Source organism: Streptomyces sp. NPDC050759, assembly GCF_044456945.1.
Taxonomy (GTDB): domain Bacteria; phylum Actinomycetota; class Actinomycetes; order Streptomycetales; family Streptomycetaceae; genus Streptomyces.
This window is the reverse complement of sequence record NZ_JBITGI010000004.1, coordinates 63,320-81,701: the sequence shown is the minus strand read 5'-3', so window position 1 is coordinate 81,701 and position 18,382 is coordinate 63,320. Positions and strand designations below refer to the sequence as shown.

Here is an 18,382-nt window from a genome sequence, read left to right as displayed (position 1 = left end):
GGCCCCCGCGGGTCCGGGCTACCGCACCACGCTCAGCGACAGCGCGAACCGGCCCTCGCTGTCCGTCCACCAGTGCGCCAACTCCAGCCCGACGGCCGCCAGTTCGGCACGGACGCCCTCCTTGCGGAACTTCGCCGAGATCTCGGTGTGCAACTCCTCGTCCGCCGCGAAGTCGACGGCCAGGTCGAGCGCGGGGACCTTCACGGTCTGCTCCGTACGGGAGCGCAGCCGCATCTCGATCCACTCGTTCTCGGCGTCCCACAGGGCCACGTGGTCGAAGGCGCCGGGATCGAAGTCGGCACCCAGCTCGCGATTGACGACGGTCAGGACGTTCTTGTTGAAGTCGGCCGTCACCCCGGCCGCGTCGTCGTACGCCCTGACCAGCACCTTCTCGTCCTTGACCAGGTCCGTGCCGAGCAGCAGCGCGTCACCGGGCGAGAGCAGGGCATGGACGGAGGCGAGGAACGCGGCGCGCTCGACCGGCAGCAGGTTGCCGATCGTGCCGCCGAGGAAGGCCACCAGGCGCGGACCCGGCGTCTCCGGCAGGGACAGGCCGCCCGTGAAGTCGGCGATCAGCGCGTGCACGCTCAGCTCCGGCCGCTGGGCGATGAGCGCGTGCCCGGCCTGGGTGAGGGCACTCTCGCTGACGTCGACCGGCACGTACGTGTGCAGCCCGGCCAGCGCGTCGAGCAGGTACCGGGTCTTCTCCGACGAACCGGAGCCCAGCTCGACCAGGGTGCGGGCACCGGTCGCCGCGGCGATCTCGCCGGAGCGCGCGACGAGGATCTCCCGTTCGGCGCGGGTCGGGTAGTACTCGGGCAACTCGGTGATCTGCTCGAAGAGTTCGCTGCCGTGGGCGTCGTAGAACCACTTCGGCGGCAGGGTCTTCGGTGTGTGTGTCAGGCCCTTGAGGACATCGGCGCGCAGGGCGGCCTCGGTGGCGTCCTCGGGCAGGGTGCGGGTCAGAAGGAACGGACTCACGTGCTGGGCTCCTCGAGTGGTTCCGCGGACGGTTCCTTGAGCGGTGTGAGCAGGACATCGGTGCGGCTCGCCGCGAGCAGAGTGCGGTCGGGGACCTCCTGCCAGTGCGGATCGTCGTCGTACGGCTCGGAGGCCACGACCGTGCCGCCGCCGGGACGCTGGAAGTACCAGAGGGTGTCGCCCCAGGCGGTCGCGGCGATGGACTCCCCGTTGGTCAGCAGGAGGTTGAGCCGGGAGCCCGGGGCCGCCTCGGCGACCTCCAGGACCGTGTCGGCCAGCGCCTGACCCTCCTCGTCGCCGCCGTGCAGCCGGTTCAGGACCAACGCCCACACGAACGCCGAGTCGTTGCGGGCCTCCATCGACAGCAGATCCGCCGGGGGCAGCGCGGCGGTCAGGGGCGCCAGGGAATGGGGCCACCCCTTGACCGCGCCGTTGTGGCTGAACAGCCAGGGCCCCGAGGCGTACGGCGCCGCGGCGGCCTCGGCGTCGGCTCCCGCCAGGGTCGCGTCCCGTACGGCGGCCAGGATCGCCGTGCTGTGCACGACCCGTGCCAGGTCCGCGAAGGACAGGTCCGCCCAGATGGGGCCGGCCCGTCGGTACCGGGCCGGGACCGGGTCGCCCTCGGCGTACCAACCGACCCCGAAACCATCGGCGTTGACGGTGCCGTACCGCTGCCGTCTGGGCGCCCAGGACTGGCGGTAGAGACTGTGCGGGGGCGCCACGAGGAGGCTGCCGAGCGGCTCCGCGGGTCCCAGGTACGCCAGATGACGGCACATCAGACGGCACCCGAAGAACGGGCCGTGCGGAAGCCGGAGAAGATCTGCCGCCGGATCGGATAGTCCCAGTTGCGGAACGTGCCCCGGCAGGCCACCGCGTCCACGGCGAACGAACCACCCCGCAGCACCTTGTGGTCGGGGCCGAAGAACACCTCCGAGTACTCCTTGTACGGGAACGCCTGGAACCCGGGGTAGGGCTCGAAGTCGCTCGCCGTCCACTCCCATACGTCACCGATCAACTGCCTGACACCGAGCGGCGATTCGCCCTGCGGGTAGCTGCCGGCGGGGGCGGGTCGCAGGTGCCGTTGGCCCAGGTTGGCGTGCTCGGGCGCGGGGTCGGCGTCGCCCCACGGGTAGCGGGTCGAGCGGCCGCCGGCCGGGTCGTGGCGGGCCGCCTTCTCCCACTCGGCCTCGGTGGGCAGCCGCCGTCCGGCCCAGCGGGCGTAGGCGTCGGCCTCGTACCAGCAGACGTGGACCACCGGCTCGTCGGGCGGCACGACCTCGGTGACGCCGAAGCGCCTGCGCAGCCACTGCTTGCCGTCGCGGCTCCAGAACAGCGGGGCGTGGATGGAATGCTTGCGGATGTGTGCCCACCCGGCCGGAGCCCACCAGCCCTCGGTGTCGTAGCCGCCGTCCTCGATGAAGGCCTGGTACTCGGCGTTGGTCACCGGAGTGGTGTCGATGTAGAAGGGGTCCACCTCACGCCGGTGCGCCGGGCGTTCGTTGTCCAGCGCCCACGGCTCGTCGGAGGTCCCCATGGTGAACGGGCCGCCGGGCACGAGGACTTCGGCCGGGCCGGTGAACAGCGGGGCCGGTTCCGGGTCGGGGGCGGTCAGGGCCTGGGGCCCCTTGCGGAGCTGATGGGTGATCAGCATCGTCTCGTCATGCTGCTGTTCGTGCTGCGCGATCATCCCGAACGCGAACCCGGCCTCGGTGAGCCGGGTCCCGTGGAGCGCGGCGCCCTCCAGGACGTCCAGCACCCGCCCGCGTACCTCCGCCGCGTAGCGCCGGGACTCCGCGGGCGACAGCAGGGGCAGTGTGGGGCGTTCGGAGCGTGGGTGCTCGAAGGCGTCGTAGATGCCGTCGATCTCGGGCCGTATCGCCTCCTGTCCGGCGACGGTCCGCAGCAGCCACTGCTCCTCCTGGTTGCCGATGTGGGCGAGGTCCCACACGAGCGGCGACATGAGCGGCGAGTGCTGGGCGGTCAGGTCGGGGTCCTCGACACAGCTGGTGAGGAGGGTCGTGCGGTCCCGGGCGGTGACCAGGGTGGTCACGGCCCGCTCGCGGAAGGCCTCGGGATCGACGGAGGGGTCGTTGGAGGGGTCGACGGACGGGTTGGTCATGTGCGGATTTCCTTCCCGAGCGAACCGTGCGTCCGGTCCAGCAGATCGTCGGCGGGGCACCGGCCCCGGATCACATAGCGATGCAGATACGTTTCGACGGCGTCCGTGACCTCGGGCGTGGCGCCCAGCCGTGGCAGCGCCTCCAGGGCCGTCCCGAAGCAGGCGATCGCCGCCTCGTGCAGTTCGGGGTCGGCCAGGCCGTGGCGGGCCGCGTCGATCCACAGCGGGTTGTGCGGCGCGGGCAGCGAGAGGGTGCGTTCGGCCAGCGGCTTCACCACCCGGTAGGCGGTCTCGGCGGCCTCGGGGTCGTCGAAGAGCGCCGTCGTCACCGCGAGCGGCACGATCCAGCCGTCCTCGCCCGGCTGGGCGTCGATCATGCGCAGCTCGAGATGGCCGCGCGGTCTGACCGGCGGGAACAGGGTGGAGACGTGGTAGTCGAGATCCTCCCGGGTCGGCTGCCGGGGCACTGACGACCTGGCCCACTCCCGGAAGGTGAGCCCCTCCGGGACGTCCCAGGGGCCGCTGTCCCGACGTATGCACATCACCGGCGCGTCCAGGACGTGCCGGGCCCAGGCGGTGCGGGGGTCGGTGTCCAGGGAGGGGCCGCCCGCCCGCTCCTTGCCGATCTCCGTCCACAGCAGCTGGCGGGTCGAGAGCCAGCCGGTGGGCTCGGCACCGGCGAGCGGGGAGTTGGCGAAGGCGGCCACCAGGACCGGGCCCAGCTGGTGCGCCAGCCACCAGCGTCGTCCGAGGCCGAGGGGACCGGGCTCCTCGTGTCCGGCGTCCACGCACACCTGCACGGAGGCCGAGGTGCACATCATCGCGCGGCCCGCCGGGCCGGTGCGGTCGAGGCAGGTCTCCAGGGCGTCGTAGCGCGGTTCGTGCAGATACCTGCGGGGCGGATGCCAGGGGTCGTGGCCGATGCCGACGAGGCCGAGGCCGTGCTCGGCGAGGGCCGCCCGGACGGCGGCGAGGTCGGCGGAGACGGTACCGATGCACTCCATCAGGGAGTCAGCGGGCTGAGAACTCAGCTCCAGCTGACCGCCCGGTTCGACGGTGAGCGCCGACTTCAGGGGCACGGTCCGCAGTGCGGCGTAGGCCGCCGCGAGTCGTTCGGATGTGACGGGGAGCCGAGGGCTGCTCAGCTCGTGCACGAGCCATTCCACTTCCACCCCGATACGGCGGGGCGGGCCCGTCTTGAAGCAGATGCCACGGACCAGGGCCTCGAGCTCGGCTTCGGGCAGGGATGTACGGGGCTTCGTACAGTCGCCCGGCGTACAGCCGCTGGGTGTGTCGGACATGTCGGGATCCTCCTGAGATTCCACCATGCCACCAGTCCGGGGATCAGGTGGGTCGGACCGGCAACGCTCGTCCCACCCAAGACGCTCATCTCGTTCCGCACAAGGGGGCACACCCTTGCATTAGGGGCTGTGGATCTCCGTTTTCCCGGGGTTTTCGAGGCGTTTTCCTGCTGTGGCGGGCCCCGGAAACTCTGTTGCACCGCATCCGTGTCATCGCCCACGATTCCTCCATGAGTACGACGGGGGAGACCGCGCGGCGTGCGGTCATGGCGCTCACGGGGGTGGCGCCATGAGCGCGCGGCTGCGCGGGATCGCCCAGGAGACGGAACAGATCGTCGCGGCGGGGCGCTATCGAGCCCCGGACGGGCACGAGGTCTCCGTTGCCGCCGAGATCGAGGCGGCACGGGCGGGCACACGGATGTACGGACCGGGGCCCGTGGAGGTGCCGGCCTTCGTCGCCGTGGACACGTTCTTCGAGGTCACGGGCGAGAGCAGCCTGGAGGCGGCCCATCGGCTCGGCGGGCGCACCGCCGTGCTGAACTTCGCCTCGGCGCGCAATCCGGGCGGCGGTTACCTGAACGGCGCCCAGGCACAGGAAGAGGCCCTGTGCCGGGCGTCCGCGCTGTACACCTGCCAGTTGGAGGCCCGCGCGTTCTACGACCACCACCGGGCCCACCGCGACCCGTTCTACACCGACCGGGTCATCCACTCACCGGCCGTGCCGGTGTTCCGGGACGATCGCGGCCGTCTGCTGGAGGCGGCACATCTCGTGGGGTTCCTGACGGCGGCCGCCCCGAACGCCGGGGTGGTCCGGCGCACGGCACCCGAGCGGGCCGCCGAGCTGCCACGAGCCCTCGCGGCGCGGGCCGGGCAGGTGCTGTCGGTCGCCGTCGCGGAGGGCTACCGGCGGCTGGTGCTGGGCGCCTGGGGGTGCGGGGTCTTCCAGAACGACCCCGCCCAGGTGGCGGGGGCGTTCCGGGCGCTGCTCGAGCCCGGCGGACGGTTCGCCGGGGCCTTCGAGCACGTGGTGTTCGGTGTGCTGGACCGGACGCGGGACGCAACGGTGCGGGCGGCGTTCGAACGGGCGTTTACGGCGGAGCGCCTGCTCCGGAAGGGGTAGCCGTCAGGTCCAGCCGTACCGCTCATGAAGCCGCTGCCTGACCAGGTTGAACCGCCCCCGGTCCAGCTCGCACGCCTCCCGGCGCATGCCGTCCTCGTGGAGGCGCAGGACGCGGTCGACGTCCACCCAGGAGTCCCGCCCGGTCCGGTCCCAGGGCCCGCTGCCGATCGGCACCCACTCCCGGTCCCCGTCGTGCCGCTTGCTCGACAGCTGTACGGCCAGGAAGGTGCCGGCCGCCTCCCGGGCGACCACGAGCACGGGACGGTCCTTGCCGCGTCCGTCGTTCTCCTCGAAGGGCACCCAGGTCCACACGATCTCGCCGGGATCGGGGTCGCCGTCGTGCGCGGGGGAGTACTCGGTGCGCACCCTGCCGACCTCGCGGGGATCGGCCTCGGTGGTGGCGGTGGCGCCGAAGCGGCCGGGGACGTTCTCATCGGTAAACGCAGTCACGTGGGGAACCTTAAGGCGTCCCGCGAACCGGGCGAGCGGTACGGTCGGTTGGATGAACCCAACGTCGGCAGCGACGGCGAGCGCGGTCACCTTCGTGTGGCTGGGGATGGTGCTGGCGATCTCCTTCCTGGAGGCGCCGCTGAAGTTCCGCGCCCCGGGCGTGAGTGTCCGCATCGGCCTGGGAATCGGGCGACTGGTCTTCCGGGCCCTGAACGTCGTGGAGTGCGTCCTGGCCACCGCGGTGGTCGTGGCCGTCGCCGCCGGTGACCCACCGGGCCGGATCGTCGGCTGGACCGTGGCCGCGGTGGTGCTGCTGGTCGGTCAACTGGCCGTGATCCGCCCCCGTCTGAACCGTCGCTCCGACCGCGTCCTATCCGGCGAGGACCTGCCCCGCTCGCGCGGCCACCTCTTCTACGTCGCCTTCGAGGCGGCGAAGGTCGTCGCGCTGCTCGGCCTGGGTGTCACGTTGTCGGCGCTGTGAACACAGGCCGGCCGGGGTCCCTTTCCTCAAGGACCCCGGCCGGCCTGCCCGTTACTCCTGGACCGGCACCTTCTGGGAGGGCGGCGACGCCACCCCGTTGAGCGAAGTGCCGTTGACGCTTTGCCCGTTCTGGTTCATCGACGCCAGCAGCTGACGGGCCAGACCCAGCCCTGTGCCGCCCATGGTGAGCGCCTTGGCGAACATGTCCGCCATGCCGTCGGCGCCGTTGAGGATCACCATGTTGTCGGCGTTGCCGAACGCGGACGCGCCGGCCCTGACGATCTCCGGCCAGTTCTCGGCGAGTTGCTGGGCGACAACCGCCTCCTGGTTCTCGGCGAGGGCGGCGGCGCGGGCCTTGATGGCCTCCGCCTCCGCGAGACCCTTCGCCTTGGCCGCCTCGGCCTCCGCGAGACCCTTGGCCTGAGCCGACGCGGCCTCGGCCTCACCGGTGGCCCGGGTGGACGCGGCCATGGCCGTACCGCGGGCCTTGGTGGCCTCGGCCTCGGCCATCGCGGCCGTCTTGACCCGGGTGGCCTCGGCCGCCGCGGCGAGCTCGGTCTCCTTCGCCTTGGCCTCGGCCCCGGAGATCCGCGCGTCACGCTCGGCCTCGGCGAGCGTGCGCTTCTCGTAGGCCTTGGCGTCCGCCGGCTTGCGGACGTCCGCCTGGAGCTGCTGCTCCCGCCGGTTCGCCTCCAGTTCGGCGATCCGGGTCTCCTGCACGACGACCTCCTGCCGGGCGGCGGCGTCGGCGAGCGGACCGGCCTGGCGTGCCTTGGCGCCCGCCTTGTCCCGCTCGGCCTGGTAGCCGGCCTGGAGGATCTCGCTGTCCCGGGTGGCCTGCGCCATCCGGGCGTACGCCTGCTGCTCGGCCTCGGTGGCCAGCCGGTTCGCCTCCGCCTGCGCGATCCGCGCGTCCCGCTGGACGGCGGCCGCGTGCGGCATCGCCAGGTTCTGCATGTACCCGGTCGGGTCCTCGATCTCGTGGATCTGCAGGGAGTCGACGATGAGCCCCAGCTTCTCCATCTCCGTGCCGCAGGCGGCCCGCGTCTGACCGGTGAGCTTCTCCCGGTCGCGGATCATGTCCTCGACGGTCAACCCGCCCACGATGGACCGCAGATGACCGGCGAAGACGTTGTGCACCCGCTCCGACATCAGCTTCTGCTGGTCGAGGAAGCGACGGGCCGCGTTGGCGATCGACACGAAGTCGTCGCCGACCTTGAAGATGACCACGCCCCGCACCTTGAGCGGAATGCCCTGGTGGGTCACGCAGTCCACGTGCAGTTCGGTCTCGTTCAGGTCGAGCGACATCTTGCGCACCGCCTGCACACCGGGCAGCACCAGCGTGCCGCGCCCGGTGACGATGCGGAATCCCATGCCCGCCTCAAGACCCTCGGTCTTGTGATTGGACCCGGAGATGACCAGTGCCTCGTTGGGTTCCGCGACACGCCACATCAGTTTGAACAGACCGATCAGAACGGCGATGGCAGCTACGGCCACCCCCGCAACGACGCCGACAACCATCGGCATACGCCCCCTTTGCATGGTGCCCTTTCGGCACCGAACGAAGGGAGTGTGCGCCTGTTCGAGGCCCCGGTGAAGACGCTGGCGCATCCTTGTCGAAACCTTGAGGCACACGCCTCTCACCTGCGCGTGAGCAGGCTCAACTGTCGTACGCAGCCTGTACGTAGACCGTCCTCGGCGGCAGGTACTCCACCACCATCACCACCGTCCCCCGCTCGATCCGGTCGGTGCCGGAGGCGGGGTAGGCGAGGAAGTGCTCGGCGCCGCCCCGGACCCGGACGATCACCTCGCCGACGAGCCCCGGTCCGATCGCCCCCGTGACCCGCCCCATGAGCCCGACCATCGACGCGTCGTCCATGGTCACAGGGTACGGGCGGAATGCTGTCAGGCGACCGGGGAATCCACGGTCGCCTCCTGGGGCGGCCACCTCTCGTACCAGCGCAGGTCGTCCTCCAACTGCGCGGCCAGCGACAGGAGAAGCGGTTCACTGTTCGCGGGTCCGAGCAACTGCGCCCCGACGGGCAGCCCGCCCCCGACGAACCCGGCGGGCACATTGACCCCCGGCCACCCCAGCACGTTCCAGGGCCAGGCGTAGGGACAGGCCGCGATCATCGCGCGGTCCGTGGCCAGTCCGCTCAGCTCCAGCATCGCCCCGATGCGCGGTGGGGGAGCTGCCGTCGTCGGGGCGAGGACGACGTCGTACGACGTGAAGAACCCGCCGATACGGCGGTGCAGGACCGCCTCCGCGCGCCGCGCCACCCGCAGCGGGACCCCGCCGAGCAGTCCGCCGAGCCGGGCCGCCTCCCGGGTGCGGCGATCGAGGAGTGCGGGGAAGGGCGCCTCGCGGACCCGTTCGGCGATCCCGGCCGTGGCGCGGGGGATGAAGGTGAGCCCGATCTGCCCGTACGGCGGATCCGCCTCCTCGACCGTGTGCCCCAAGTCGCTCAGCTTCTCGGCGAGTTCGACGACCCGTGCCCGCACCTGGGGCTGGAGCCGGGCGGGCAGCGCGGTGAACGGCGGCTTCAGGGCGAGCGCGATGCGCAGCCGGCCGGGGTCGCGGCCGACCGCCGCCGAGGCATCGATGGCGGGCGGGCGATGCGGGTCCAGGACGTGGTTGCCGGCGGCCGCGTCGAGGAGGAGGGCCGCGTCGGCGACCGTGCGGGCGAGCGTGCCGTTGACGGTGATGCCCTGGAAGGACTCGCCGCGCGGCCAGGTCGAGATCCGGCCGCGCTGGGGTTTGATGCCGACGAGATGGGTCCAGGAGGCGGGGATCCGTACCGAACCGGCCCCGTCCGAGCCGAGCGCGGCGGGCACCAGACCCGCGGCGACGGCCGCGGCGGACCCGCCGGACGAGCCGCCCGGCGTGTGCTCCGGGCTCCACGGATTGCGGGTGGCGCCGAAGGCGGGCCCCTCGGTGAACGGCCACTGCCCGAACTCGCAGGTGTTGGTCTTGCCGACGATCACGGCCCCGGCCGCGCGCAGCCGCCGTACCGCCTCCCCGTCCCGGGCGACCGCCGGGAACTCCCCCCGGCAGCCGAACGCCGTGGGTTCACCGGCCACATCCATGTCGTCCTTGACCGCGACGGGCACCCCGAGCAGCGGCTTGCGCACCCCGGCGGCCAGTTGGGCGTCCGCGGCCTCGGCCTCGGCGAGAGCGGCCTTGGTCCGTACGATCCGGAAGGCGTTGAGGGAGGCCTGGGACGTCTCGATCCGCTCCAGGGCCTGTTCGACGAGGGCCCGGGAGGTGATCGTGCCGTCGGCCAGTGCACGGGCGGTCTCCACCAGGCCTGCGGAACGGTCGCGCGTCATACGGGGCACCTCCGGGACTCCGGGACGACGTTGCCTACCGAACGGTAACGTGGGAAAGCGCTTCTCCGGAACGTGCCAGGCGGGTGTGGCGGCCGGACGGGTGCCACAGCTTTCGCGCAGGGCGCACCGGGTCCTGTGCGAAGCATTGACGCGTTCAGGTCACAGCCCTACCTTCTGATCGACTTCCCGAACTGCGTTCGACATGTCGGACATGCAGGTGGTCCGTCAGAGCCGCGTCAGTTCTTGTCCGAGGGAGAGCCGCCCGTGAGCACACGACCCCCCACGCCGTCCCGCCGCACCCTGCTGCGCGCGATGGCGACCCTGCCCGCCTCCGCCGTCCTGCTGGGCGAACTGCCCGGCGCGGCCTTCGCCGCCGCCCCGCCGAGCGGTTCCGCGACGCGCTACACCATCGTGCCGTTCCTCAACAGCAACGACGGGACCGTGAACGTCTACCAGTCCGACGACGCCACGGACTTCCGGCTGCTCAAGTCCTCCGCCTACACACCGCCCGGCAACAGGATCCGCGACGCGAGCGTCTTCAAGCACACCGACGGCTACTACTACCTGACGTACACGACCCACACCTGGCAGGACGTCAGCACCAGCATCGGCTTCGCGCGGAGCTCCGACCGGGCCAACTGGACTTTCCTGTACGACTACACGGTCCCGATCGCCAACCTGTCCCGTGCGTGGGCGCCGGAGTGGTTCGTCGACGGCGACGGCAGCGTGAACGTCATCGTGTCCTGCTCTGTCACGAGCAACGAGTGGATCTTCACGCCCTACCGGCTGAAGGCGACGAACTCGGCGCTGACGGCATGGAGTTCACCCGTCGCCCTCTCCGGGATCGGCTCGAACCACATCGACACGTACATCGTGAGGACCGGCTCGACGTACCACGCCTTCACGAAGAACGAGACGACCAAGTACATCGAGTACGCGACCGCCTCCTCGCTCACCGGCCCCTACACGATCTCCCGAACCGGCGACTGGGCGGGCTGGGGCAGCTATCGCGAGGGCCCGTCCGTGATCCAGCTCGACAACGGCGGCTGGCGGATCTTCTTCGACGGCTACAGCGACGGCACCTACTACTCCAGCGACAGCTACGACTCGTTCGCGACGTGGTCCGCCCCGACCGCGCTGCCGGTGGTCTCCGGCACCGCCCGGCACTTCACGGTCATCAAGGAGACGGTGTCCGGCGGGCCTTCGCTCGCGAGGAACGTCACGCGGTCCTTCCAGTCGGCCAACTACCCGACGCGCTACTGGCAGGCGCAGTCCTCGCTGCTCAACCTCCCGGTGGTCACCGGCTCCAGCACGGCCGCCGAGAAGTCGGCGTCCACCTTCACGGTCGTCGCGGGCCTCGCCGACCCGAACGGCTACTCCTTCCGCGACTTCTCCGGCAACTATCTGCGCCACTGGGACTTCCGCGCCCGCTTCGACGCCAACGACGGCACGTCGACCTTCGCCAAGGACGCCACGTTCATCGCCCGCACGGGCTCGTCCTCGGGCGCGATCCGCTGGGAGTCGTACAACTATCCCGGGTACTACCTGCGCCACTACAACTACCAACTCCGGGTGGAACGGACGGCCGCGACGGATCTGTTCCGGCAGGACAGTTCGTTCGTGCCGGTGGGGGCGTGGGGCTGAGCTGCACTGCCGCTGACCTGGGGAGGAGCGATGGCGGCACGGGAGTAGCTCCCGAGCAGACCTTCGCTCCACTCCGACGGTTCCCCTCACTGGCCTGCAGCCTCATCTGCTGGAGACCGATGGTCACCATCCGCGTCAGGACCGACCCCGCCCCCTGTCCGCGTGTCCGCGTCGAGGGCGGCGATCGCGGAGTGATGTCGCACACCGGGGCGGTGTTGCCGGCCGAGATCCGTAGCGGTCCGGTTTTCGGTCACGGCAGGTAACGCGACACGTCACGTAAAGTCGGGGTGGGGCGGAAGATCAGCAAGGGGGAGGACCGGTGGAGCCGGTGGAGTTCTCGGTTCTGGGGGCGGTCCGGGTACAGCGGGCGGGGGCGGGGATAGCCCTCGGCGGTCCGCAGGAACGGGCCCTGCTGGCGCTGCTGCTGGTGCGCGCCGGGCAACCGGTGGCCGTGAGCGAGATCGTGACCGTGCTGTGGGGTGCGCGTCCGCCGCACAGCGCCGTGAACGTGGTCCGGCGTCATGTCGGCTCCCTGCGCCGCCTGGTGGAGCCCGGCCTGCCCCGCCCGGGCCGTAGGGAGGTGGCTGGCCCGGGCCCCGGGCGGTTACCTGTGGACGGCCGACGCCGACTCGCTGGATCTGCTGCGGTTCCGCCGACTGCGGGACGAGGCCCGGCGGGCGGAGCCCGGGCACGCGGTCGACCTGCTCGTCGAAGCCCTTTCGTCGTGGCAGGGACCGGTCGCCGGGGACATCGCCGCCGAGGTGCGTGAGCGCGCCGGCTTCGGTGCCGTCGACCGGGAACGTCGGGCGGCGGTGCAGGAGGCCGCCGACGCCGCGCTGCGCGCCGGTGTGCCGGGGGCGGTGCTGCCCCTGCTGCGAGAGGCCGCCGCCGACGACCCGCTGGACGAACCGGTGCTCGCCCGGCTGATCCTCGTGCTGGCGGCCATGGGGCACCGGTCCGAGGCTCTCGACACCTACCGCACCGCCGCCACCCGCCTCGCCCACGACCTCGGCATCGACCCCGGGGCCGGACTGCGCGAAGCGCACCGCGCGTCGCTGCCGGACGCCGTACCGTCGACCTCCTTGCCGAGGCCCGCCCAACTCCCGCACGACCTGCCGACGTTCACCGGCCGCGAGAGCGAACTGGACGACGTGCTGGCCCGGTCGGAACCGACCGGCAGGGTGGTCATCACGGCGATCGGCGGTATGGCCGGCATCGGCAAGACCACCCTCGCCGTGCACCTGGCCCACCGGGTCGCCGAGCGGTTCCCCGACGGGCAGCTCTACGTCAATCTGCGCGGCTTCGACCCGTCCGGCGCCGTGATGACAGCGAACGAGGCGGTCCGGCTCTTCCTGGACGCACTTGGGGTGCCGCCCGAACGGGTGCCGCACGAGGTGGAGGCCCAGGCCGCCCTCTACCGAGGCCTGTTGGCCGGGCGGCGGTTCCTGGTCCTGCTGGACAACGCGCGCGACACCGATCAGGTACGCCCGCTGCTGCCGGGCACCCCCGGCTGTCTGACGATCGTCACCAGCCGCAGCAGGCTGTCCGGGCTGGTCGCCGCGCACGGAGCGCACGCGCTGACCCTGCGCCCGCTCACCGCCGGGCAGGCCAGGGCGTTCCTGGAGCGCCGGCTCGGCGCGGCGCGGCTGGCCGGCGAGTCCCGGGCGGTCACCGAGATCACCGCCCTGTGTGCCGGGCTGCCGCTCGCGCTGGCATGCGTGGCGGCGCGCGCGGCGACCCATCCGCACTTCCCGCTGTCCGCGGTGGCGGCCGAGCTGCGGGCGGCGCACGGCAGCCTCGACGCGTTCAACAGGACCGACCCGGCCGTGAACGTCGGCGCGGTTTTCTCGTGGTCGCTGGGTGCCGTCTCGCCCGGCGCGGCCCGCCTCTTCCGGCTGCTCGGCCTGCACCCCGGCCCGGACGTCTGTGCCCCGGCCGCAGCCGCGCTGGCAGGCGTTCCGGTACCGCAGGCGAGCGGTCTGCTGGCGGAACTCGCCGACGTGCACCTGGCGCGCGAGCACACTCCCGGCCGGTACGCCCTGCACGACCTGGTGCGCGCCCACGCGGCCGAACTGGTGCAGGCCGAAGACGACACTGCGGCGGCTGTCGACCGGCTGTACGCCTACCACCTGCACACCGCCCACGCGGCCGACCGGCTCCTCGCCCCGCACGCCGATCCCCTGCCACCGGACCCGCCTCCGCCCGGCGTCATCCCGCAAGCCCTGTCCGACGACCAGGACGCGCTGGCCTGGCTGGCCGCCGAGTACCGGGTCCTGCTCGCCGTGATCGACGCGGCGGCGCACTCCGGCCGTGACCGCCTCGCCGCTCAACTCGCCTGGTCCCTGGAGCCGTTCTTCGACCGACGGGGCCACTGGCACGACGGGGCGGCCGCGCAGCGCACGGCGCTCGGCTGCGCGCTCAGGCTGTCGGATCCGGCCTGGGAGGCGCGCGGACTGCGCGGGCTGGCCCGGGCGGAGGGCCGGCTGGGCCTGCACGACAGCTCCCTGGCCCGGCTACGGCGCGCCCTGGAACTCTTCACCGAACTGGGCGACACGACCGGGCAGGCCCACACCCACCGCAGCTTCGGCTGGCAGTGCGAACAGCAGGGCGACCTCCCCGGCGCCCTCCGGCACAACGAGCAGGCCCTGCACCTGTTCCGGCAGAGCGGACCGCCGGCCGCACAGGCCAGCGTGCTCAACTCGGTCGGCTGGTACCACGCGCTGCTCGGCCGGTACCGGCAGGCCCTGAGCCACTGCTTCGAGGCCCTTCCCATGCTCCAGGACCTGGGCGACCGCTACGGCCAGGCGGTCACCTGGGACAGCATCGCCTACGCCCAGCACGGACTGGGCCGCCACCCGCACGCCCTGCTTGGCTACCACAACGCGCTGACCTTGTACCGGGAGTTGGGCGTCCCCTATATGGAGGCCTGCACCCTCGCCCACATCGGCGACACCCACCTCGCCATGGGCGCCCTTGGGGAGGCGGAAACCTCGTGGCGCCAGGCGCTCGCCCTCTTCGTCTCCCTGGGCCACCCGGACGCGGAACAGGTCCGGGAGCGGCTGCTCGCCGCCCGGGGCGGCAGCCGCGATCTCGCCTGAAGGGGGGCGACCGAGCTTGGCACACGACGAATCGCTGCGTTTCGAGGTACTGGGCCCCCTGCGGGCGACGCTCGGCCAGAGCGAACTCGACCTCGGCTTTCCCCAGCAACGCGCCCTGCTGGCCCTGCTGTTGGCACGGGCGGGGCGGCCCGTACCCGTGGGCGAGATCGTCGCCGCACTGTGGCCGGGGGGTGCGCCCGCCAGCGCCATGAACGTGGTCCGCCGCTACGTCGGTGCCCTGCGCCGCCTGCTGGAGCCGGGACTGCCGCCGCGCGCTCCCGGTCGCCGGCTGTCGCGCGGCGCCGACGGATACCGGCTGGAGGCGGCCGAGGACGAGGTCGATCTGCTCAGGTTCCGGGATCTGACCAGGCGGGCCAAGCGGGAGGCGGCCACCGGACGGCCCGAACCGGCGCTGCGGCACTTCGTCGAGGCGTTGGACGAGTGGCGGGGCCCGGTGGTGGCCGGCATCCCCTCGCCCGCGCGGGATCACGCCGTGTTCGCCGAGATCGAACGCGAACTCGTCCGTACGACGGTGATGGCCGCCGACGCGGCCCTGCTGTGCGGCACACCCGAACACGTCCTGCCCCACCTGGGCCGCGCGGCCCGGCTCGACCCCCTCAACGAGTCCCTGCACGCGAGGAACGTCCTGGCACTCGCCGCCTGCGGCCGGCAGGCCGAGGCGCTGGCGGCGTACGAGTCCGTACGGCTGCTGCTGGGCCGGGAGCTGGGTGTCGCGCCGGGAGCGGAGCTGACCGAGGCCCATACGCGTGTACTCCGCCAGGAGGTGGGATCCGTGCCGCGGAAGCGGGAACCCCTCGCACGGCCCGCCCAACTCCCGCCCACCCCGAAGCAGTTCATCGGCAGAAAGGCCGAACTGGACAGCCTGCGCACGGCACCCGACTGCTCGACCGTCCTGCTCACCGGTATGCCGGGCATCGGGAAGACCACGCTGGCGGTGCGCTGGGCTCACGAGGTCGCCGAACGGTACCCGGACGGCCAACTCCACGTGAACCTCAGGGGTTTCGACCCGCTCAACGACCCGCTGACCCCCGAGGCGGCCCTGCGCTTCCTGCTTCCCGTTCTCGGCGTGCCCGGGCACCGCCTGCCGAGCGGTCCGGACGCGCTCACCGGGCTGTACCGGAGCGTGCTGTCCGGTCGCCGGATGCTCCTCCTGCTCGACGACGCCTTCGACACCGAGCAGGTACGTGCCCTGCTGCCCGCGTCGCCCGGCTGCCTGACCCTGATCACCAGTCGGCGCGGCCTGTCCGGCCTGGTCGCCGCCGGGGCCCGGCCGCTGCGCCTGGACCTGCCGTCCACCGCGGACGCACTCGCCGTCCTGGCCCGGCACATCGGCCGGGAACGGCCGGCCGCCGAACTCCCGGCGGCACAGGAGATCGTGGCGCACTGCGGCCGGCTGCCGCTGGCCCTGGCCGTCGTGGCCGCCCGGGCCGCCGCCCGCCCCGGCCTCCCGCTCGCGGCCGTGGCCGCCGAGCTGCGCCGGTCCCGGCATGGCCTCGACGCCCTCGCCGACGTGCGTACCGCGTTCGCCGCCTCCTACCAGCGCCTGCCGGACGCGGCCGCCCGGCTGTTGCGTCCGCTGTCCGTCGGGTGCGGCCCGGACCTCACCGCGGATGCCGCCGCCGCCCTGGCCGGCCTGTCCGTCCGCACGGCCGGCCGACTCCTCGAGGAACTCGCCGACGCGCATCTCGTCGACGAATCCGAGCCGGGCCGCTACACCGCCCACGCCTTGCTGCGGGTGTTCGCCGCCGAGCTCGACCGCCGACCATAACCCCAGGCCAGAGGGCCACCATCACTTCCCTGTCACTCTTTTTTCACACCTTCGCACCTAGGCTCCGAGGTGATGAGAGATTCTGTTCGATTCTGTTCGGAGGTGTAGCGGATGCCCTTGGGTGTCGAGATCGTCGTCACCGAAACGGCGCCGGTGCGGCTGCCCGGCGAGCGGTGGCCGCGGACCCGGGCGCACCGGCTGTCCGCCCGCGCCGGTGGCGAGTTCCTCTTCGTCGGCGTGCGGGGCGGCACCCCCGAGCCGGAGGGCTTCGTGGACATCCCACTCGACCCCGGGGACATCTGCTTCTACGACACGGACCGCCCGCCCTCGCTGGAGCTTCCCGGGCAGGCCCGGCTGAAGGTGTTCCTCGTGACACGCGAGGCGCTGGGGCTGCCGGACCACGCGCTACGGCGGGTCATGGCGGCGCCGGTCAGCCGGTCCTCCCGGCTGGGCGGCCTGCTGTCGCCGTTCCTGTCCGAGCTCGCCGACACGGTCTCCGTCTCGCCGCCCGCGACCGGCGAGATGCTCTCCTGGAACGCCGTGAACCTCCTGGCGACGCTGGCCACCGATCAGTCGGGCGAGCACGCCGCGGAGCCGTCGGGCACGCAGTCGCCGCTGCTGTCCAGGATCCAGGGGTTCGTCGACCGCCATCTCGCGGATCCGGACCTCTCGCCCGAGACGATCGCCGCGGCGCACCACATCTCGGTGCGCTATCTGCACAAACTGTTCCAGGACGAGGACACGACGGTCGGCCGGTGGATCCAGCGCCGTCGCCTCGAGGAGTGCCGGCGCGATCTGCTGCACCGGGTGCGGGGCCGACGCACCATCGCGGCGGTCGCCGCCCGTTGGGGCTTCCTCAGCGCCCCGCACTTCAGCCGGGTGTTCCGCGCCGCGTACGGGATGTCCCCCAGCGAGTGGCGCGACACGGCCGGCGGACGGACGCCGTGCGCCGACCCGCCTTCGACGGGCGCGCATTTCGGTGCGCTTGTGGATCAGCGCCCATGCACGGGCGGACAACCCACCCCCGCCCCGCGCTCCTAGCGTGCTCGTCGACGCGACCGCGCAGCACCACTGAGAAATTTCGGGAGAACTCCATGTCCGAGACCGCCGAACCGGTCAAGCCGGTCCTCGAACCGGCCGCCCAGGCCTTCGTCGAGGCCACCGCCAACCCGCCCTACCTCTTCGATCTGCCGCCCGCCGAGGGCCGCAAGGCCGTCGACGAGGTGCAGTCCGGCGACATCGCCAAGCCCGCGATCGACGAGGAGTGGATCACCGTCTCCGGCGGCCCGACAGGCAGCGTCCGGGCCCGCATCGTCAAGCCCGCGGGCGCCACCGGGCCCCTCCCGGTCATCCTCTACATCCATGGCGCGGGCTGGGTGTTCGGCAACGCCCACACCCATGACCGACTGGTGCGCGAACTCGCCGTCGGCGCGGGCGCGGCCGTGGTCTTCCCTGAGTACGACCTCTCCCCCGAGGTGCGCTACCCGGTCGCCATCGAGCAGAACTACACCGTCGCCAAGTGGATCGTCGAGCAGGGCTCCACCAAGGACCTGGACGGTTCCCGGCTGGCGGTGGCCGGTGACTCGGTGGGCGGCAACATGACGGCCGCGCTGACCCTCATGGCCAAGGAGCGGGGCGATGTCCCACTGGTGCAGCAGGTGCTGTTCTACCCGGTGACCGACGCGAGCTTCGACACCGGCTCCTACCACCAGTTCGCCACCGGCTACTTCCTGCGCCGGGACGGCATGCAGTGGTTCTGGGACCAGTACACCACCGACGAGGCGGAGCGGGCGCAGATCACCGCGTCCCCCCTGCGGGCGTCGACCGAGCAGCTCGTCGGGCTGCCCCCGGCCCTGGTCATCACCGGTGAGGCGGACGTGCTGCGCGACGAGGGCGAGGCGTACGCCAACAAGCTGCGCGAGGCCGGGGTCGCCGTCACCGCCGTGCGCTACCAGGCCATCATCCACGACTTCGTGATGCTCAACGCCCTGCGCGAGACCCACGCCGCCGAGGCCGCCATCAACCAGGCCGTCGCCACCCTGCGCGCGGCCCTGCACACCAACTGACCC

At 72.2% G+C, this 18,382-nt stretch carries 15 protein-coding genes and 1 pseudogene; 8 read left to right on the top strand and 8 right to left on the bottom strand.

Annotated elements, in window-relative coordinates; translation table 11 throughout:
• Nucleotides 1-18 precede the first annotated feature (18 nt).
• From egtD to egtA, 4 genes are read right to left on the bottom strand one after another with little or no spacing between them, the layout of a single operon-like run.
• Nucleotides 19-981, bottom strand: coding sequence for an L-histidine N(alpha)-methyltransferase (gene egtD, locus ACIBJB_RS13860; protein ID WP_398930002.1), 963 nt, complete (start codon nt 979-981; stop codon nt 19-21).
• Complete coding sequence (gene egtC / locus ACIBJB_RS13855; RefSeq protein ID WP_398930000.1) at nt 978-1,757, bottom strand: ergothioneine biosynthesis protein EgtC; 780 nt, start codon at nt 1,755-1,757, stop codon at nt 978-980. Before egtC ends, egtD begins: the two co-directional genes overlap by 4 nt.
• Nucleotides 1,757-3,100 carry an ergothioneine biosynthesis protein EgtB gene (egtB, locus tag ACIBJB_RS13850; RefSeq protein ID WP_398929998.1) on the bottom strand — a complete coding sequence of 448 codons (1,344 nt, stop codon included), beginning with the start codon at nt 3,098-3,100 and terminating at the stop codon, nt 1,757-1,759. The genes egtC and egtB overlap by 1 nt, the downstream gene beginning before the upstream one ends.
• Entirely contained in the window at nt 3,097-4,401 is a 1,305-nt protein-coding gene (egtA, locus tag ACIBJB_RS13845) for an ergothioneine biosynthesis glutamate--cysteine ligase EgtA (protein WP_398929996.1), read from the bottom strand. The genes egtB and egtA overlap by 4 nt, the downstream gene beginning before the upstream one ends.
• Before the next feature lie 289 nt (nt 4,402-4,690).
• Between egtA and ACIBJB_RS13840 the strand changes: the two genes are divergently transcribed.
• On the top strand, nt 4,691-5,521 hold the full coding sequence (locus ACIBJB_RS13840; protein WP_398929994.1) for a TIGR02452 family protein: 831 nt from the start codon (nt 4,691-4,693) through the stop codon (nt 5,519-5,521).
• A gap of 3 nt (nt 5,522-5,524) precedes the next feature.
• Here the strand turns inward: ACIBJB_RS13840 and ACIBJB_RS13835 are convergent, their stop codons facing one another.
• Nucleotides 5,525-5,971, bottom strand: coding sequence for a type II toxin-antitoxin system PemK/MazF family toxin (locus ACIBJB_RS13835; RefSeq protein WP_398929992.1), 447 nt, complete (start codon nt 5,969-5,971; stop codon nt 5,525-5,527).
• Between the two features lie 52 nt (nt 5,972-6,023).
• Between ACIBJB_RS13835 and ACIBJB_RS13830 the strand changes: the two genes are divergently transcribed.
• The gene (locus ACIBJB_RS13830; protein ID WP_398929990.1) at nt 6,024-6,452 is read left to right on the top strand and encodes a hypothetical protein; all 429 of its coding nucleotides are present in this window, start codon (nt 6,024-6,026) and stop codon (nt 6,450-6,452) included.
• 51 nt (nt 6,453-6,503) lie between these two features.
• Here ACIBJB_RS13830 and ACIBJB_RS13825 read toward each other — a convergent pair whose 3' ends face one another.
• The 3 genes from ACIBJB_RS13825 to ACIBJB_RS13815 form a co-directional block, all read right to left on the bottom strand.
• The gene (locus ACIBJB_RS13825) at nt 6,504-7,979 is read right to left on the bottom strand and encodes an SPFH domain-containing protein (RefSeq protein WP_398929988.1); all 1,476 of its coding nucleotides are present in this window, start codon (nt 7,977-7,979) and stop codon (nt 6,504-6,506) included.
• 133 nt (nt 7,980-8,112) lie between these two features.
• Nucleotides 8,113-8,331, bottom strand: a complete 219-nt coding sequence (locus ACIBJB_RS13820) for a hypothetical protein (protein ID WP_242436198.1) — start codon at nt 8,329-8,331, stop codon at nt 8,113-8,115.
• Nucleotides 8,332-8,357: 26 nt separating this feature from the next.
• A complete protein-coding gene (locus ACIBJB_RS13815; RefSeq protein ID WP_398929986.1) occupies nt 8,358-9,782 on the bottom strand; it encodes an amidase in 1,425 nt (474 codons plus the stop codon).
• 264 nt (nt 9,783-10,046) lie between these two features.
• Between ACIBJB_RS13815 and ACIBJB_RS13810 the strand changes: the two genes are divergently transcribed.
• The 6 genes and pseudogenes from ACIBJB_RS13810 to ACIBJB_RS13785 all read left to right on the top strand — a co-directional run bounded on the left by ACIBJB_RS13810 (nt 10,047) and on the right by ACIBJB_RS13785 (nt 18,379).
• Complete coding sequence (locus ACIBJB_RS13810; protein WP_398929984.1) at nt 10,047-11,426, top strand: glycoside hydrolase family 43 protein; 1,380 nt, start codon at nt 10,047-10,049, stop codon at nt 11,424-11,426.
• Between the two features lie 319 nt (nt 11,427-11,745).
• Nucleotides 11,746-11,919: pseudogene (locus ACIBJB_RS13805) on the top strand (hypothetical protein); the annotation flags it as partial.
• Between the two features lie 28 nt (nt 11,920-11,947).
• Nucleotides 11,948-14,524, top strand: a complete 2,577-nt coding sequence (locus ACIBJB_RS13800; protein ID WP_398929982.1) for an ATP-binding protein — start codon at nt 11,948-11,950, stop codon at nt 14,522-14,524.
• 16 nt (nt 14,525-14,540) lie between these two features.
• Nucleotides 14,541-16,313, top strand: a complete 1,773-nt coding sequence (locus ACIBJB_RS13795) for a BTAD domain-containing putative transcriptional regulator (RefSeq protein WP_398929980.1) — start codon at nt 14,541-14,543, stop codon at nt 16,311-16,313.
• 111 nt (nt 16,314-16,424) lie between these two features.
• Nucleotides 16,425-17,354 (top strand): helix-turn-helix domain-containing protein, encoded by a 930-nt coding sequence (locus ACIBJB_RS13790; protein WP_398929978.1) that lies wholly within the window; start codon nt 16,425-16,427, stop codon nt 17,352-17,354.
• 53 nt (nt 17,355-17,407) lie between these two features.
• Nucleotides 17,408-18,379 carry an alpha/beta hydrolase gene (locus tag ACIBJB_RS13785; RefSeq protein WP_398929976.1) on the top strand — a complete coding sequence of 324 codons (972 nt, stop codon included), beginning with the start codon at nt 17,408-17,410 and terminating at the stop codon, nt 18,377-18,379.
• Nucleotides 18,380-18,382: the final 3 nt, after the last annotated feature.

What these genes read in the sequence shown, in the direction of transcription:
- egtC (WP_398930000.1), bottom strand. Translation starts at nt 1,757, where the DNA reads ATGTGCCGTCATCTGGCGTACCTGGGACCCGCGGAGCCGCTCGGCAGC.
- egtB (WP_398929998.1), bottom strand. Translation starts at nt 3,100, where the DNA reads ATGACCAACCCGTCCGTCGACCCCTCCAACGACCCCTCCGTCGATCCC.
- egtA (WP_398929996.1), bottom strand. Translation starts at nt 4,401, where the DNA reads ATGTCCGACACACCCAGCGGCTGTACGCCGGGCGACTGTACGAAGCCC.
- ACIBJB_RS13840 (WP_398929994.1), top strand. Translation starts at nt 4,691, where the DNA reads ATGAGCGCGCGGCTGCGCGGGATCGCCCAGGAGACGGAACAGATCGTC.
- ACIBJB_RS13830 (WP_398929990.1), top strand. Translation starts at nt 6,024, where the DNA reads ATGAACCCAACGTCGGCAGCGACGGCGAGCGCGGTCACCTTCGTGTGG.
- ACIBJB_RS13825 (WP_398929988.1), bottom strand. Translation starts at nt 7,979, where the DNA reads ATGCCGATGGTTGTCGGCGTCGTTGCGGGGGTGGCCGTAGCTGCCATC.
- ACIBJB_RS13820 (WP_242436198.1), bottom strand. Translation starts at nt 8,331, where the DNA reads ATGGACGACGCGTCGATGGTCGGGCTCATGGGGCGGGTCACGGGGGCG.
- ACIBJB_RS13815 (WP_398929986.1), bottom strand. Translation starts at nt 9,782, where the DNA reads ATGACGCGCGACCGTTCCGCAGGCCTGGTGGAGACCGCCCGTGCACTG.
- ACIBJB_RS13800 (WP_398929982.1), top strand. Translation starts at nt 11,948, where the DNA reads ATGTCGGCTCCCTGCGCCGCCTGGTGGAGCCCGGCCTGCCCCGCCCGG.
- ACIBJB_RS13790 (WP_398929978.1), top strand. Translation starts at nt 16,425, where the DNA reads ATGCCCTTGGGTGTCGAGATCGTCGTCACCGAAACGGCGCCGGTGCGG.
- ACIBJB_RS13785 (WP_398929976.1), top strand. Translation starts at nt 17,408, where the DNA reads ATGTCCGAGACCGCCGAACCGGTCAAGCCGGTCCTCGAACCGGCCGCC.